This window comes from Streptomyces sp. NPDC007983, assembly GCF_042958345.1.
Lineage (GTDB): Bacteria > Actinomycetota > Actinomycetes > Streptomycetales > Streptomycetaceae > Streptomyces.
Genome location: NZ_JBIBJI010000004.1, coordinates 54297 through 71127, shown reverse-complemented (window position 1 = coordinate 71127; position 16831 = coordinate 54297). Strand labels below are relative to the sequence as shown.

12 protein-coding genes are annotated in these 16831 nt (G+C 70.4%); 10 read left to right on the top strand and 2 right to left on the bottom strand.

Annotation, left to right across the window (positions count from 1 at the left end):
- Positions 1-41: 41 nt before the first annotated feature.
- Entirely contained in the window at positions 42-494 is a 453-nt protein-coding gene (locus ACFZCY_RS13970) for a hypothetical protein (RefSeq protein ID WP_391172285.1), read from the bottom strand.
- A gap of 56 nt (positions 495-550) precedes the next feature.
- Between ACFZCY_RS13970 and ACFZCY_RS13965 the strand changes: the two genes are divergently transcribed.
- Positions 551-1072, top strand: a complete 522-nt coding sequence (locus ACFZCY_RS13965) for an EamA family transporter (RefSeq protein WP_391172283.1) — start codon at positions 551-553, stop codon at positions 1070-1072.
- Here ACFZCY_RS13965 and ACFZCY_RS13960 read toward each other — a convergent pair.
- The gene (locus tag ACFZCY_RS13960) at positions 1055-1942 is read right to left on the bottom strand and encodes a LysR substrate-binding domain-containing protein (protein WP_391172281.1); all 888 of its coding nucleotides are present in this window, start codon (positions 1940-1942) and stop codon (positions 1055-1057) included. The two genes, ACFZCY_RS13965 and ACFZCY_RS13960, sit on opposite strands and share 18 nt — an antisense overlap.
- 120 nt (positions 1943-2062) lie before the next feature.
- Between ACFZCY_RS13960 and ACFZCY_RS13955 the strand changes: the two genes are divergently transcribed.
- The 9 genes from ACFZCY_RS13955 to ACFZCY_RS13915 all read left to right on the top strand — a co-directional run bounded on the left by ACFZCY_RS13955 (position 2063) and on the right by ACFZCY_RS13915 (position 16827).
- Complete coding sequence (locus ACFZCY_RS13955) at positions 2063-2452, top strand: VOC family protein (RefSeq protein ID WP_391172279.1); 390 nt, start codon at positions 2063-2065, stop codon at positions 2450-2452.
- A gap of 495 nt (positions 2453-2947) precedes the next feature.
- Positions 2948-4795, top strand: a complete 1848-nt coding sequence (locus ACFZCY_RS13950) for a phage tail sheath C-terminal domain-containing protein (protein WP_391172277.1) — start codon at positions 2948-2950, stop codon at positions 4793-4795.
- Between the two features lie 7 nt (positions 4796-4802).
- Positions 4803-5327: a phage tail protein gene (locus tag ACFZCY_RS13945; RefSeq protein ID WP_055554563.1), complete on the top strand. Its 525-nt coding sequence runs from the start codon at positions 4803-4805 to the stop codon at positions 5325-5327.
- Positions 5328-5404: 77 nt separating this feature from the next.
- Positions 5405-6154 carry a hypothetical protein gene (locus ACFZCY_RS13940; RefSeq protein ID WP_391172274.1) on the top strand — a complete coding sequence of 250 codons (750 nt, stop codon included), beginning with the start codon at positions 5405-5407 and terminating at the stop codon, positions 6152-6154.
- The gene (locus tag ACFZCY_RS13935; protein WP_391172272.1) at positions 6147-6863 is read left to right on the top strand and encodes a hypothetical protein; all 717 of its coding nucleotides are present in this window, start codon (positions 6147-6149) and stop codon (positions 6861-6863) included. Before ACFZCY_RS13940 ends, ACFZCY_RS13935 begins: the two co-directional genes overlap by 8 nt.
- Positions 6864-6869: 6 nt before the next feature.
- A complete protein-coding gene (locus ACFZCY_RS13930) occupies positions 6870-7853 on the top strand; it encodes a Pvc16 family protein (protein WP_391172269.1) in 984 nt (327 codons plus the stop codon).
- 36 nt (positions 7854-7889) lie between these two features.
- Positions 7890-10007, top strand: a complete 2118-nt coding sequence (locus ACFZCY_RS13925; RefSeq protein WP_391172267.1) for an AAA family ATPase — start codon at positions 7890-7892, stop codon at positions 10005-10007.
- Positions 9998-10291: a hypothetical protein gene (locus ACFZCY_RS13920; protein ID WP_391172265.1), complete on the top strand. Its 294-nt coding sequence runs from the start codon at positions 9998-10000 to the stop codon at positions 10289-10291. The genes ACFZCY_RS13925 and ACFZCY_RS13920 overlap by 10 nt, the downstream gene beginning before the upstream one ends.
- Positions 10288-16827 carry a DUF4157 domain-containing protein gene (locus ACFZCY_RS13915; RefSeq protein ID WP_391172263.1) on the top strand — a complete coding sequence of 2180 codons (6540 nt, stop codon included), beginning with the start codon at positions 10288-10290 and terminating at the stop codon, positions 16825-16827. The genes ACFZCY_RS13920 and ACFZCY_RS13915 overlap by 4 nt, the downstream gene beginning before the upstream one ends.
- The last annotated feature ends 4 nt before the right edge of the window (positions 16828-16831 follow it).

Below are 16831 nucleotides of genomic sequence, written 5' to 3'. Positions count from 1 at the left end.
CTCGCGCGTCAGCCGGGCCTCAGCCGGGCCTCAACCGGGCCTCAGCCGTGGTCGGCCTGGAAGCAGAGCCGGTCGCTCAGCTCCCACAGCCGCCGTGCCGAATCCGGGCCGACGGCGTGCGGCATCACGCCCGTCGTGGGCCCGATGCCGCGCCCGGCGACGGCCTCGGGGTCGTCCAGTGGCGCGATGTCGTTGTCCATCAGGAACACCCCGCCGATGTCGGCCAGCAGCGGGCTGGTCGCCGCGAACACGCTGGTGCCGGCGCCCTGTTGCGGTGTCTTCTGGTCACGGTCGGGGTCGATGACCGGTTGCCCCGCATCGTCGATCAGGCCGATGGGGCGCGGTTCGTCCTCGCCCAGCCAGGACGCCGGCCGGGTGGTGACGATCTGGCCCGGGTGCAGGGAGTGGCCCCGGATGCCGTCGTCGGCCCATCGGCGGTCCAGCTCCCCGGCGAACAGGACGTTGGCGGTCTTGGACCGGCCGTAGGCGAGCATTACACCGCTTCGTAGCCGCGGGATCACGCACCAGCTCGCGGCTCATGATGCCCGCGTTGTTGATCAGGCTGGCATCCGGCGCCTCCATGGCCTGCTCCTTCCTGCTGAGCCACCGTGCCGGAGGCCGGGACACCGGCGGTGCCCCGCTGGCGTCCGCGGTCGCGTGGGCGGCCGTACTGACCGTGCCCCTCGGGGTGTGGGAGAACGGCACGGCGCTCCTGGCACCCCGGGCCCTGGCCATCGGCCTGGGGGCCGCCGTGCTGTCCGCGGTGCTGCCGTACTCGCTCGAACTCGCGGCGCTGCGCCGCCTTCCGGCACGGGCGGTCGCCGTCCTGGCCGGCCTCGAACCCGCGACGGCGGGCCTGGCCGGGACGGTCGTGCCGGCCGAGCACCTGCGGCCCGAGCAGTGGGTGGCGCTCGGCTGCGTCGGTGCGGCGAGTGCCGGGACGGTGGCGCGGGGGAGCCCGGGGCGCCGGTCCGGAAGGTCAGGCGCCGGCCCGGACCGGCCCGGCGAGGACCCGCCGGTGGGAGGCGGCCGTCGGCGGCCACCCCCACGGGGGTCATCCGGCCGGGGGTGAGGTGTCGACGCCCAGCAGGGACAGGAAGGCGGAGGCCGCGGGGGACGGGGTGAACCGGCTCCAGGCGAGGCGCTCCACCCGTACCGGCCCATCGGTGACCGGCACGCTCCGCAGGCCGGGCAGTTCGGCGGCGAACGGCGCGGGCAGCAGGGCGATGCCCAAGCCGTGGCGGACCATCCGGGCCACGAGTTCGACGCCGGACACCTCGAAGGCGACCTCGCGCCGCAGGCCGGCCGCCGCGAACGCCTCGTCCGACTGGGCGCGGGCGGCACTGCCGGCGGCGAAGTCCACGAACACCTCCTCGGCGAGGAGACGGAGGTCCACCTCCTGTGCCGTGGCCAGCGGGTGGCCCGGCGCGACCACGGCGACGTGCTGCCCGTTGGCGAGCTCCCGGTCACGGACGCCCTGCGGCCGGAATCCGGGCTGTACGCCGAGGAACGCCGCGTCCAGTCTGCCGTCGCGCACCTGCTCGACGAGTCCTTCGCTGGAGTCGACCCGCAGACTGATCCGCACCTGGGGGTAGCGCAGGCGGTAGTCCCGCAGCACGGCCGGGAGGTCGACGGCCGCCACGGTGGAGATCGAGCCGACGGCCAGCTTGCCCCGGATCTCGCCGGTGGCCGCCGCCACCTCCGCCCGGGCCCGCTCGGCCGCTTCCAGGGCCTGGCGGGCGGCGGGCAGGAACGCCTCTCCGGCGGTGGTCAGCCGCACCCGGCGGCTGGTCCGCTCGAACAGCCGGGCGCCCAATTCCTTCTCCAGCCGGGCCACTTGGTGACTGAGCGCGGACTGGACGATATGGCACCGCTCGGCGGCGCGGGTGAAGCTCGCGGTCTCCGCCACCGCGAGGACGTAGCGCATCTGCTGGAGGTCCATTGATTCATCGTGAAACACGATGGATCGCATGACAAGCATGTGTTGGACCGATGGATCCCTGCTCGGCGATGCTGGAGCACCGACCGGCGCCCCGGCGCCCCGACCCCAGGGAGACAACCCATGCGCGTGATCGCCTTCGACCACCTCGTCCTGAACGTCGCCGACACCGAGCGCTCGCTCGCCTTCTACACCGGTCCGCTGGGCCTGGAACCGGTGCGCCTGGAGGAGTGGAGGGCGGGCAAGGTCTCCTTCCCGTCCGTACGGGTGAGCCCCACCACCATCATCGACCTCGTCCAGGCGCCCGACGGGCGGCCGGAAGGCTCCAACGTCGACCACATCTGTTTGGTCGTCGAGCCGACCGACTGGCAGCAGGTCATCGACTCCGGCGTCTTCACGGTGCTGGACGGCCCCGGTGAGCGCTTCGGTGCCCGGGGCACCGCGGTTTCCCTCTATGTGGCGGACCCGGACGGCAACACCGTGGAACTGCGCTGGTACCCGCAGGACGCCTGAGGTGTATTTCACGAGTGCCATTGGTCGGACCACTGGGCGCGTTTGCTTTCCCTGAATCGGGCGCTGCCATGATCCCTTAGAGGGCTTTATCCCGACGTTTTCATGGTCACAAATTGGCGCGCCGAGGTGCGGGTTATTCGGCTTGTTCTTGTCGCCTCGGTGTGCCCGCCAAAAAAATGATCATGCATCGTGAAGCGGGACACGTCAGGTCATATGGTTCTCATTCAGGCGACGTCGGCCGAGTTCGCGCCCCGTCTCATTGCCGTACGGGATGGCCAGAAAGTCTTCTTGACCCTCATTCCGCCGCGTTCGAAACTCCCAGTGGCACTCATGCATCAAGGGCCGCAAGCGACGTGCCGGGTCTCGCGATACCGATTTCGCGGGGGGCGTGCGACGGGGGAACTGGTGGAGAAAGTGTGTGCATGACGGCACCATGCTCGCGCTTTCTTCACTTCCTCTCCTCATCTCTTGGTGCGCGCAGAGAATGGAGGGGGAATGCCGACACAAGCGGGCTATCCCGGCGTCTACGTCGAAGAACTTCCCAGCAGCGTACGTACCGTCGCCTCGGTCACCACATCGGTGACCGCATTCGTAGGGCACACCCGCCGGGGTCCGTTGAACACCCCCGTGCGGATCACCAGCTTCGCCGATTTCGAACGCCGATTCGGCGGCCTCACCTCGCAGAGCGCGGTCGGCTACGCCGTGCACCAGTTCTTCGGTAACGGCGGCACCGTCGCCGTCGTCGTCCGGGTGGCCAAGGCGGGCACCGGCAAGGCGGCCCGCGTCACGCTCCACTCCACCGAGGGGCACAGCGAATGCCCCGTGCTCGAGGTGCACGCCAAGGAGCCCGGGGTATGGGGTTCCGGTCTGCGGCTGGCCATCGACTACGACACGAGGCGCCCGGAGGAGACCTTCAACCTCCATGTCCTCGACGCGCGCGGCACCGCCCGCGAGACCTTCTCGGGCCTGTCCATGGACGCGGGCCACGGCCGCTACGTCGAGACGGTCGTAGGCTCCGGCTCCGGCCTGATCCGCGTCAAGGCCGTCGGCGAGGGCCGCCCCGACCCGTCCGGCACCGTGTCCAAGCGGTTCGCCGACGAACTCCCCGACCTCAACGTCGAACTGACCGTCAAGATCGGCGACGTCGAGCGCGAGTTCACGCTCCACGACCCGGACTGCGACGGCGAGGCGCCCCGCGACGTCACCGAACTCGCCCTGCTCCTGGAGCACAAGCTTCGCGCGCTGCCCGACGCGCCGGGCCGGCACGCCTACGCGGGAGTGCAGGTCACCGCCTTCGGTCGCCGTCTCCAGGTCGTCGCCGGGTCCGTCGACCCCGACGACGTCGTGCGCTTCCTGGGGGAGTGCGCGAACGACCTCGGCCTCGAAGCCTCCGTCAATCCGCCCGTCTTCCCGCTCGCGGGCGGTGAGGACGGCGGCCTGCCCGGCCCGGGCGACCTCATCGGCGGCGAGGCCCGCAAGACCGGCCTCCAGGCGCTGCGTGACATCGAGGACGTCAACCTGCTGTCGCTGCCGGAGCTCGCCTCGTACGAGTCCGTCGACGACATGGTCACCGTCATCTCGGCGGCCCAGCGGCTCTGCCAGGAACGCCGGATCTTCCTGCTCGTCGACTCGCCCTCGGCCTGGGGCAGCGTGGACGCCGCGCGCGCCGGGATCGCCGCGTTCGAACCCGTGCGCGGCAACCACGCCGGTCTGTACTTCCCGCACCTGCAGCTCACCGACCCGCTCACCGGCCGGCTGCGCTCCTTCCCGCCGTCCGGCGCGCTCGCCGGCGTCATCGCCCGTACGGACGGCGAGCGCGGCGTCTGGAAGGCCCCGGCCGGCACCGAGGCGCGGCTCGCCGGGGTGCGCTCGCTCACCGTCAAGCTGACCGACCGCGAGAACGGGCTGCTCAACCCCCTCGGCATCAACTGCCTGCGCACCTTCCCCCTGGTGGGCCCGCTGGTGTGGGGCGCGCGCACGCTGGAGGGCTCGGACGCGTCCGACAGCGAGTGGAAGTACGTACCGGTCCGGCGGCTCGCCCTGCACATCGAGGAGAGCCTGCGCCGCGGACTGCAGTGGGTCGTCTTCGAGCCCAACAACGAGCAGCTGTGGCAGCAGATCAGGCTGAACGCGTCGGCATATCTGCACACCCTCTTCGAGAAGGGCGCCTTCAAGGGCACCACCCCGCGCCAGGCCTATTTCGTCAAGTGCGACAAGGACACGACGACCGACGAGGACATCGCGGGCGGCATCGTCAACGTCGTGGTCGGCATCGCGCCTGTCAAGCCCGCGGAGTTCGTGATCGTCAAGATCCAGCAGATGGCCGGACAGTTCGAGATTTAGGAATGTGATGGCAGAGTTTCAGATCAACGCCCATCGCTTCGACCCGTACAAGAACTTCAAGTTTCTGGTCCTCTGGGACGGTCGTACGGTCGCTGGCATCAGCAAGATCAGCCCGCTGAAGCGCACCACCGAGGTGGTCAAACACCGGCACGGCGGCGACCCCAGCTCACCCCGGAAGTCCCCGGGCCGCTCCGAATTCGAGGGAGTGACCCTGGAGCGCGGCGTCACCCACGATCCCGAATTCGACCGCTGGGCCAACAAGGTGTGGCAGGTCGGCGCCGGGCTCGGCTCCGAGGTCTCACTCGCCGACTTCCGCAAGGACATCGTGGTCCAGGTCCTCAACGAGGCGGGCCAGGTCGCCGTCTCGCACAAGCTCTACCGGGCCTGGCCCAGCGAATACCAGGTGCTGGGCGAGCTGGACGCCAACGCCAACGCGGTCGCCATTCAGAGTCTCAAGCTCGAATGCGAGGGCTGGGAACGGGATTACGAGGTTCCGGAACCGGAGGAGCCGTCCTTCACCCACCCCGCTTAGGGCGACAACGGGAACGAAGCGGAACCTTACGGAACGGAACCGAACGGAATCGAACGGAACGGAAACGGGCTTGAGGGATGGTGGACACGGGGACCGGGCCCGCTGAGCTGCTGGCCATCTGGGAGGCGGGCCTGACGCACCACGGCCAGGGCCGCGCCCTGCTGCTGCACCGGGCGGCCCGCCCGGAGTCCGGAACCGACGCCTTGCGGTCGGTTCCGGTGGGGGAGCGGGAGGCGGATCTCTTCGCCCTGCGCCGCGCGCTGTTCGGCGAGCGGATGCAGACGCGCGTGGAGTGCGGCGCGTGCGGCGAGGCGATGGAGTTCGACCTCGACGCGCGCGACCTGGCGGCGGTCGGGCCGGAGCAGCCGGACGGGCCCCTTCGCGTGACGGACGGCGAGTGGGTGGTGGAGTTCCGGCCGCCCACCGTCGCCGACATCGAGGCGGCGGCCGGCGCCGGGTCCGAGGCCCCGCACGACCTCCTGGCCCGCTGCACCGTCTCGGCCGTACGGGCAGGGCGGCCGGTCCCCGCCGACCGGCTGCCGTCCGCCCTGCCCGGCTCCCTGCGGCGGCGGCTCGCCGAAGCCGCGGCGGCCGCCGACCCGGCCGCCGACGTGACGCTGAACGTGGCCTGCCCCGAGTGCGGCGAGGCCACCCGGGCGGAGCTGGACATCGCCTCCTACCTCTGGACCGAACTCGACTCCTGGGCACGGGACCTGCTGCTCGACGTCCACCTGCTCGCCACCGCGTACGGCTGGAGCGAGCCGGAGATCCTGGCGCTCAGCCCGCTGCGGCGCCGCTACTACCTGGAGCTCTGCGCAGATGGCTGACTACTTCGACCGGCTGATCGCGCGCCACGCCCCCGCCGCCGCTCACGGCTCGGCGACGCCGCGCGTACGGCCCCGGCTGCCCGGGCCGTTCGAACGGATCGAGGCGCTACGGGCCCCCGAACCGCTCTTCGACGAGCCCGCGCCGCGCTTTGCCGCACCGCCCCCTTCCGTACCCGCGCCGGAGGGGCAGATCGTGCGGGAGATCAGGACCGACCGCGAGACCGTCGTACGCCACACCGGGCCCGCCCCGCGCGCCGAGGGGGCCCGCCCCGCCGAAGCCGAGACCCCCGCCCCGCTGCTGCGCCCCGCCACCCCGCTCGCCCCCGGGCCGCGCCCCGCGCCCCCGGGCGCCCCGCGCCCCGAGCGGCGGTCCGCCGCACCCGGCGGCGCCCCCGACGGGCCACGGCGCGCCGCTGCCCCCACCGCCCACCCCATGGGCCCGGCAGCCGCCCGCCCGTCCCTCGGCGCACCGCTGCCGACACGCCCCGCCGACGCCGGGCCGGACCGCGCCGCCGCCCGCTCGGCCGCCGCCGGACGGCGTCGGCCCAAGACCGCCGAGCGCGTCGTCCACGTACAGATCGGGCGACTCGAGGTCAGCGCCGCCGACCCGTCCGGCCCCCGCCCGGCCCCCCGCCCCGAGCGGGCCGGCCGGCGCGAGCCCGCCCTCAGCCTGGACGACTACCTGGCGCGCGGCGAGAAGAGGGACTGACGACACATGAGCAACGGACTCGCCTTCGCGACGGTCACCAAGGCCCTGGCGCTGCTGATCGCGAACAACCTGAGCCCCGAGATCGACATGGCGGTCACGGTCGATACGAAGAAGCCCCCGGCCGAACCGCCCCTCGACCCGACGATCAACGTCTTCCTCTACCAGGTCACGCCGAACGGGTCCATGCGCCACAACGACCTGCCGACCCGCGCCTCCGACGGCACGCTGCTCAAACGTCCGGCGGCGGCGATGGACCTGCACTACCTCATCAGCGCCTACGGGGACGAGGCCGAGCTGGTCGGGCAGCGCCTGATCGGGTGCGTGGTGCGCACGCTGCACGAGATCCCCGTCCTGCCGAAGGAAAGCATCGAGGAGGCGGCCCGGGTCCCGTATCTGGAGGGCAGCGACCTGGCCGAGTCGGTGCAGCGGGTGCGCTTCACACCCACGCAGATGGACGTGGACGAGACCTCGAAGCTCTGGGGCATGCTCTACCAGACGCCGTACAGCCTCTCGGTCTGCTACCAGGGCGCGTTGGTCCTGATCGAGGGCCGCGAGAAGCCGGTCCCGGCCAAGCCGGTGGAACGGCACACGGTGCGGGTGGCCCCGTTCGGTGCCCCGGGCGCGCCGGAGCCGCCGGGGCCCCTGGCGGAGGCGGGGCCGGGGGCGGGCTCGGCTGACGGGTCCGCCGAGTCCCCTGCCCCTCCACGCCCGTCTGCCCCCGCGGAGGGCGAGGCTTCGGCCGCCGAGCAGGACCGGGCGGACACCGCCGCCGAGGCCGGAGCCCGGCTGCCCGCGAAGAAGCGCACCGCACCGAAGACCGGCGGCGCCAAGTCCGCTGCCTCACCCGCCCGCACGCGCAAGGCGACCGGCCGTGGCAGGCCGCGCGGCGGCGGGCAGAGCGGATCAGGCGGCTCAGGGGGTGCGTCGGGCGACGCGGGCGGCTCGGACGGACCGAGCGCGGCCGGGTCGTCCGACAGCAAGGAGAGCTGAGGCGCGGTGCGACGAGGGACGGGGGCAGGGGAGGGCATGGGCACGACGCACGACACCCGCGCGACGGGCACGGCGGACGCCGCCGTGGACGACGGCCTGGCGCTGGCCGCCGCCGTCCAGGCCGTCCTGGCCCGCGTAGACGCCCACGCCCGCCGCGCCGCCGCCGGGACCGGAGGCGGCGGGGAGACGACCGCTACGGGCACCCCGGACGCGCCGCACGCCACCGCCACACCCCGCCAGGCCCCGGACCCCGCCGCCGCGACGCCGCCCGAACACCGGCAGCCCAAGGGCGCGGAGGGAGCCGACGCCCCCGCCGTACCGGCCCCCGGCGCGGCGTCTCCCGCCACGCCACCCACGCCCAGCACCCTGGACGCGCTCGTCACCTGCTTCAGCCTCAGCCCCTTCGAGCGCGACATCATCCTGCTGGCCGCCGCCGCCGAGCTGGAGCCGACCGCCGCCGCCCGCTGCGCGGCCGCGAGCGGCGACCCGGCGCGCACGTACCCCACCTTCTCCCTCGCCCTCGCCGCCCTCCCCGCGCCCCACTGGAGCGCGCTCACCCCCGTCGCCCCGCTGCGCCGCTGGCGGCTCGTGGAGCTGGAGGACGACACCCGGCTGACCACCACCCGGCTCCGCCTCGACGAGCGCATCCTGCACTTCCTCGCCGGATCCCCCTACCTCGACGCCCGCCTGCACGGCCTGCTGCGCCGCGCCCCTGCCCCCCGGGCACTGCCCGCCTCCTACGACCGTGCCGCGAGCCGCGTCGCCGCCGGATGGGCCGAGTCCCGGCCCGACGCCCCGCTCCGCGTCGAGCTGGTCGGCGCCGACCTGCGCAGCCGTACGGACATCGCCGCGGCCGCCGCCCACCGCTCCGGGCTCGGCCTGTACGCGATGGCCGCCGACGACGTCCCGACCGACCCGGCCGAACGCGACCGCCTGGCCCGCCTCTGGCAGCGGGAGGCGATCCTGCTGCCCGCCGCCCTCCTCCTCGAAACCGGCGACCTGGACCGCGAACAGGCCGCCGCCACCGACGCGTTCCTCGCCACCGCCGCCGTCCCCCTCGTCGTCTCCAGCCAGGACCCGCGCCAGACCGACCAGCCACGCGGCGAGCGGGTCACCGTTCCCCGGCTCGGCGACGAGGAGCAGTACGGCCTCTGGGCCGACGCCTTCGCCGACGTACCCGAGGTCGAGGAGGCCCACCTCCGTTCCCTGGTCGCCCAGTTCCAGCTGCCGCCGCACGTCATCCGCTCCGCCGCCGCGTCCGTACGGCGCGACCTCCCCGACGAGGACGAGCGAGACGCCACCGAACTCGCCTGGCGCGCCGGGCTCACCGAGGCCCGGATCGGCCTCGACGAACTGGGCCGCCGTATCGAACCGGAGGCGGCCTGGGGCGACCTGGTGCTGGCCGAACGGCAGCTGCGGATCCTGCGCGAGATCGTCGCCCACGTACGGCAGCGTGGCACCGTCTACCAGGAGTGGGGCTTCGCCGAGACCCTGCGCCGCGGCCTCGGCGTCACCGCCCTCTTCGCGGGCGGCTCCGGCACCGGCAAGACCCTCGCAGCCGAGGTGATGGCCAAGGAGCTGGGGCTGGACCTGTTCATCATCGATCTCTCCCAGGTCGTCAGCAAATACATCGGCGAGACCGAGAAGAACCTCCGCAAGGTCTTCGACGCCGCCGAACGCGGCGGCGCGCTGCTCCTCTTCGACGAGGCGGACGCCCTCTTCGGCAAGCGCAGCGAGGTCAAGGACAGCCACGACCGCTACGCCAACCTGGAGGTCAGCTATCTGCTGATGCGGATGGAGGCCTACCGGGGTCTGGCGATCCTCACGACCAACATGAAGAAGGCCCTCGACCCGGCCTTCATGCGCCGCATCCGCTTCGTCGTCGACTTCCCCTTCCCCGGCGAGACCGAACGCGCCGAGATCTGGCGCCGCGTCCTCCCCGCCCGGGCCCCCATGAAGGACATCGACGCGGGACGCCTCGCCCAACTCACCGTCGCGGGCGGCTCGATCCGCAACATCGCCCTCTCCGGAGCCTTCCTCGCCGCGGAGGAGGGCGACCGCCTCCAGATGCGCCACATGCTGGCGGCGGCCCGTACGGAGTACCTGAAGCTGGACCGTTCGCTCACGCCCTCGGAGGTCCACGGATGGGTCTGAAAGAGGAGCCGCGCACTGTACGGGTGGACATAGCCGAACTGGCCCTGTCCGGCTTCGGCCCGGGGGTCGACCCGGACCGGGTCGAGGCGGCCTTCCGAACGGAACTGACCCGCCTCGTGCAGGAACGCGGCGTCCCCCTGGCCATGACCGGAAGCGACCGCGCCTTCGACACCCTGTCCGACCTCCCTCCACTCCCCGCCACCACCTCCCCGTCCCGGCTGGGCGAGGCGCTGGCCCGAGCCGTGCACGCGGGTCTGTCCGGAAGGGGGCGGGAGAGGACATGAGCAACGCACCGTCCACCATCCGGGACGACCGCTCATCGCAGTCCGCCAAGCGCCGCAAGCGCAAGGAACGGGCCGGCAAGGCCCGTACGCCCGAGCCCAAGGACATCGTCAGCGGCGCGGGCCAGCCCCTCGACCCGAGCGTCCGCCGCGACCTCGAAGAGCAGCTCGGCCACGACCTCAGCCGAGTACGCCTCCACACCGACCGCGACGCGGGCCACCTCACCGAGCTGCTGGGCGCGGACGCGGTGGCAGTCGGCCAGGACATCTTCTTCCGCGAGGACACCTACCGCCCCGGCACGACCGAAGGCCAACGCCTCCTGGCCCACGAACTCCTCCACACCGTCCAGAACCCCCACGGCCTCGGCACCCTCCGCGCGGGCCGCGACCTGGGCGCGGTGAGCCTCCCGCAGCAATCCATCGAACGCGAGGCGGAGGGCGCGGCGCAGGAACTCGTACGTAACGGTCAGCCGGAAACGTACGTGGAACCCCAGGAGTCCGCCACCCCGGGCTGGCTCCGCTACGCCACGGTCGACGCGGACCGCAACCGCATGGAGAAGCTCGACCCGGCCACCCTGGTCGACCGCCTCGCCAACAACGTCATCCGCTCCCTGCGCGGCGATCCGGAAGACCGCTCGAAGCGCACCCGTATGCAACTGGCGCGGATGTCCGACGAGGTGCAGGACGCGGTCCTCGACCGCCTGGAGACCAGGCTCCTCAGCTCGGAGCACGAGCGGGTGCTCGACTTCGTCGACGAGGTCGGGGCGGACGGCAACCTGGAGCGGGAATCTCTGGACGCGCCGACGGTGGAGCCGGATCAGGCCGAGGAGCTGCTGTTCGAGCGCCAGACGGAGCGGCGGAGGGCCGAAGAGAAGCGCGAGGAAGAGCGGCGGATCCCCCCGGCGCCGGGCCCGGAGGAAGACCAGGCCACCGAGGAGGGCGCCCCGGGCAGTACCCCGCGCAACGGACCGCAGCCAAAACGGCAGGCCGGGGACCAGAAGCAGAAGCCGGGCACCGGCGCCGACGCGCGTAGGGACGGGAACTCTCCGCCCGGTGGGCAATCCGGCGGACCGGCCCCCGCCACTTCGGCGGCACCGGCCGCCGCGTCCCAACCCCAGTCCCAGCAGCAGTCCTCCTCGCCCTCGGAAGGGAGGTCCGAGGGCTCCGACAAGGACAAGGAAGGGAGCGGAGGAAAGGAAGAGCAGGAGGAGCAGGGCGTCGCGACGCTGAGCGAGGACGAGTCGGCGGCCAAGAACCGTCCGGGCGCGGTCGACGCGCTCGTGGCGGGCCGGCAGCTTAAGGAGGAGGACAAGCGGGGGTCGGAAAAACAGCCCACGGGTTCGCCGACGGCATCCGGTCAGGACACCCAGCCGCCCGGCCCGGTCTCCACCCTCGGCGGCGTACGGGCGCAGGATCTCGGCGGCCCGGAGGAGCGGGTCGAGGAAGATCCGTTCGGCTCAGGCAGCGAGTCGGAAGTCGATGTCGGGGGCGAGGAGAAGAGCGCCTGGGACATCAAGCTCCAGCCGGAGGACTTCCTGCCGGAGCAGGACCTCGATGTGTCCGGCGTCCCCACCGCGGACAAGCTCGACCCCGCCTCGTCGGCCACCCCGCCGGTCCCCTCGTTCCCCGCCCCACCGGTGACCAACGCCGACAAGGTGCAAGCCGAGCGGGACGCGGAGGACGCCGAGGACGAGGCGGCGGAGGCCGAACCCGAGGAGGACGCCGCCGACTCGGCCACCGATACCGAACCGTCGACCGAGCCGGACGAAGGTCCGGAGGGAGACGGCGGCCCCGACGGTCTCGCCCTGGAACAGGCGGCCGAGAGTCGGACTGGACCGGCCACGACACGGGACCCGAAGAGCGGAGCCGACCCCAAGGACGGGCCGGTCGTCGCCCAGATGACCGTGCAGGAGGCGACGGGCACGTCCGAAGGCGGCAGCGAGGCGCAGGAACAGGCCGCGAAAGAGGAGAAGGGCACCTCTGCCGCAGGCGACCGGACGGGCGGTGCGCAGGAGCAGGCCTCCCAGCAGGCGGCGGGCGGTCAGGCGGCGGGGCAGGAGCCCGCGGCCAAGGAGGAGCAGAAGAAGACGGACGCGGCACCCGCGGGCAAGAGCGAGCCGACGGCCGACGCACAGTCCCCCTCACCCGCACGGGACACCCAGGTCACGGGCGGGTCCAACGCGGATACGCCGGGTGGGGCGAGCAGCGGGGCGCAGAACGAGCCCAGCATGCCGGCGGAGCGTACGGAGGCACCGGCTGCGGAGCCGGCGCCGTCCGCCCCGGAACCCAAGAAGAGCGCCGCCCCCGCGCCCGCGCCCGCGCCGCCGAAGGAGACACCGGCAGCCAAGCCCGCGTCGGGAGCGAAGCCCACAACGCCCAAGTCGGCACCGACCCCCAAGACACCGCCCGGCGGTGGTGGCGGCGCGGGTGGAGGCGGCGGCAAGGCGTCCACCCCGGCCAAGGGCAAGAAGAAGGGCTCCGCACCGGCCCCCAACCTCTCCCAGGTCTCCCCGGAAGCGGGCCTGTCCACCGCCTCGAAACTCAAGCCCCATGTGGCCCTCCAGGCCATGACCGGCGTGAGCGGTTCGGTGGACCGCACCGTCGGTGACGAACACAAGGCGCTCACTGCCGCCCCACCGTCGATGCAGCGCCCGGCGGGCGCACCGCAGACCCTCCAGGGCAAGCCGACGACCGACGCCCCGGGCCAGTACTCGCAGGATCCGGCCCAGAAGTCCGAGGCGCCGGAGAAGGAAGACGCCAAGGTCACGGGCGCCAAGGAGCCCGAGGGCCAGATCGAGGCGGAGAAGGCCGAGGAGCCCGGCGGCTGGGACACGTTCAAGATGGCCCTGGGCTTCGGCGTCGGCAAGCTCCTGAGCTGGGTCGGTTTCAAGGTGGACGCGCAGGAACTGGCCGCCAAGTTCGCCGGGCTGCCGACCAAGGACGAGGCGCTGAAGCAGGCCCAGGCGGGTAACGCACCGGGCGTACAGATGCAGGGAGCCGCCGACCAGACGGCCGGTGAGCAGGGTTCCGCCGTCGACACCAAGGGCCAGGAAACCGTCGCCGCGGGTCGCGATGATGCCGGCCGTCGCATGGGCGAGGACCAGGTCTACCCCGACGCTCCCAAGGAGCAGATGGAGGCGAAGGTCCCCGGTCAGAAGGGCGGCGGGGGCGGCGGTGCGCCGCAGGGCGGTGCGGCGACCGGGGCGGTCCCGCCCGAGGCCGCGTCGGAAGTGGCGGAGCACGAGCGCGGACCGCAGTTCCAGGCCGCGTTTTCCGACGGCCAGAAGAGCATGTCCGAGGGCCGAAAGGCCAAGGACCGCGACTTCCGGAACGGTCAGCAGAAGCACAAGCAGCAGGTCAACGCGGAGATCGCGACCAACACCAAGAGCCAGGCCGGCGAGCGCCAGAAGGCGATGACGGAGGTCACCGCCAAGCGCGCGGACTGGCGCACGGAGCAGGACAAGGAGCTCCAGTCACTCGGCGACAAGAAGACCGAGCGCCACGAGAAGATCCGCAAGGACGTCAAGGACAAAGAAGAGAAGACCGACAAGGACGTCGACAAGGAGAAGGACGACAGCGACAAGAAGATCCGGGACAGGGGCGACCGGGCCGAGCGGGATGCCGAGAAGAAGCGCGACGCCAGTGTCAGCGACTCGGGCAACTGGGTCACCAAGGCCTTCGACTGGATCAAAGAGAAGGTCATCGAGATCAAGAACGCGATCGTCCGCGTCATCAGGGAAGCGCGTGACGCGGTCGTCGGCTTCATCAAGAACTTCAAGGACACGGTCGAGCGCTGGATCAACGACGCCCGCAAGGCCATCGTTGACGCGATCAAGAACTTCATCAACGACCTGATCGAGTTCGCCAAGGCGATGGTGCGGGCCGTCATCGCCCTGGCCAAGCGCATCCGGAACTTCATCACGGGACTCATCGAGGCGGCGATCGCCCTCGTCAACAAACTCGCCACCATGCTCAAGCAGGCCATCACCGACCTGCTGAACGCCCTCGGCAAGCTGCTGAGCAGCATCTTGGACGTCCTGAAGAAGGCGCTGCTCGATGTGGTCAAGGCCGTCGTGGACGCGGTCAAGCAGGTCCTGGACTTCGCCTCCAAACTGCTGGGCGCGCTCGGTGACTTCATGCTCATCGCGGTCGACTTCCTCTCCGACCCCGGGGGCTGGCTGAGCGGTGCGAAGAACTCGGCGGTGGACGGTGCGAAGAACCACCTCTTCCGCGAGGTCAAGTCAGCCGTCAAGGAGTGGTTCCAGTCCAAGATCCAGGAGATCATCGGCGTCCCCAAGGCCATCCTGGACAAGCTGTTCAAGGGCGGCTTCACGCTGGAGCAGATCGTCAAGGAGACGTGGGACGCGGTCGTCCCGCAACTCCCCTTCATCATTGGCGAGATCGTCATCACGAAGGTCATCGCCAAGCTGATCCCGGGAGCCGGCTGGGTGATGGCCGTCATCGACGCCATCCGCACGGCCATCGGCTCGCTCGGCGCGATCCTGCGCGCGATGGGCGCGGTCCTCGACTGGCTGAAGCTCGTCCGCATGGGCGGCGCGGGCCTCCTCTTCGCGAAGGCCGTCGCGGCGGGCATCGTGGCGCTCCTGGAACTGGCCTACCAGGCGCTGCTGTCCGGCATCGGCAAGTACGTCGCGAAGGTGGGCCGACGCTTCAAGGCCATCGCCGCGAAGCTGGGCCGCGGCAAGGGCGGCAAGGGCGGGGTGGGAGGCAAGGGCGGCGCGGATGGGGAGGGCGCGGGCGGTCGGGGCGGCAAGCCGAAGCCCGACGAGAAGCCCGAGCAGCCGGCCGCACCGAAAACGACGACGCGCCCCACGTCAACGCCAACGACCACGAAACCGAAGCCGGGTGTCGAACCGACGCCCAGGAAGCCCACAACGCAATCGCATCCCCCAACCAAGCCCGGGCCCGAAACCCCCGGCAGGCCCAAGCCCACACACGACACCAAGACCCCATCCCCCACCACGAAGGACAAGAACGGCAAACCCAAGCCCGAGGAAGACCACCCGGACACCCGCCCAACCCCATCCCCGAAACCCAGGCCCAAGCCGGAACCCCCGGCAAAGCCGAAGCCCGAGCCGCAGACCAAGCCCGCCCCCAAGGACGACAAATCCCCGGGCAGCTCCAAGGACGACAAGGGCTCGGAGAACAGGCCGAAGAACGACGAAAAGCCCGCGACTAAGGACCCCAAGGACCAGGACCCGACCAAGCCCAAGCCCGACAAGGGCGAGCCGAAGAAGCCCAAGCCGGACAAGGACGGCGACAAGCCAGGCCCCCGAAAGCCCAAACCCGACAAGGACGGCTCCGGCAGGCGGCCGAACAAGAAAGGCCCAAACAACCGCAAGCCCCACCCCGACAAGAGCGGCCCGGGCAGGCCCAAGTCCAAGCCGGACAAGGACAGGCAGAAGAAGGAGGAGGACTCAAAGGAGTCCAAGGAGGACCGGCTGGATGAGATCATCGCCCGGATTCGGCCACGCATTAATGAAAAGCTTCTCCCTGGAATTGTTGAGAAAGATTTCCAGGGGATGCTTGACAGGCTTCAGTCTTGGTATCGACTTACCGGCCTCGAAAAACGTGGCGGGAAAAACTTTTCGGTGATCGCCTCACTGAATCCGGACCGAATTTCCAATACGGGTCACGAAGAAGAAGAGCACATCGTCGCTCACGACCAGAACTCGTACAAAACCTACGTGAACTACCTGGAGGAGCAGAAAGACCCGGATCTCCCGTCACCCGTGGCGCCCGATTTCAACGACGACCAATTGGCTAGTAATTTCGAGGCTAAGTACCTCAATAGGCTGTGGGCAAAGAAGCACGGGGAATGGATAAATCAGGATGCGCACCTGCAGATTCCAAAGCCGTTTCAGTACATCTTGCAGAACGACCTGAATCAGCGTCACCCCAAGGGGCGTTGGGTTCGCATGCATATGCTTCCAGCCGCACTCGGTGGGCCGGCTAAGGGGTCAAACCTTGTCCCCGCGAGAAGTACAGTGAATAATCCTGACTTCTATCAGAAGATCGAGAAGTTCGCGGAGGCGCGAATTGCAGAAGAGGATGATACTCGCGACGACAAGCTAACCATGATCTCTTATAAAATTAACCTGACGTACCACAAGGCGGAGATAGAGGGATTTCCTCGAACCATTGAGGCGGAATGGAAAACCTATAACTATGATCGCAGCAAAAAGCGCTGGGATGAGGTGACGCCTGTCGCGCCACATAAGCACGACTCAGGGATTCTTGAACCTCCACCTACGCGCGAAGGTAGTGCACCCGAGGTATATATTAATTCTTATGATGCGATGAAACTGCGGAAGTTGTTGGGGATCAACAAGGAATTCGCCAGTGCCATAACAAAGGTTCGCAATAACGGAACGAAGCCACAATCTGTCCCTGAGTTGATCGAGCGCATCGAGAATGATCCGAAAATCACTCTCGCTGGCGAAGTGTTCAATGAAGGGAAGGCTGTGTTGGTGCAAGAGCAGAATCGCATCAATTGGGGAACCCATAGGGGGAGGTGAAGGG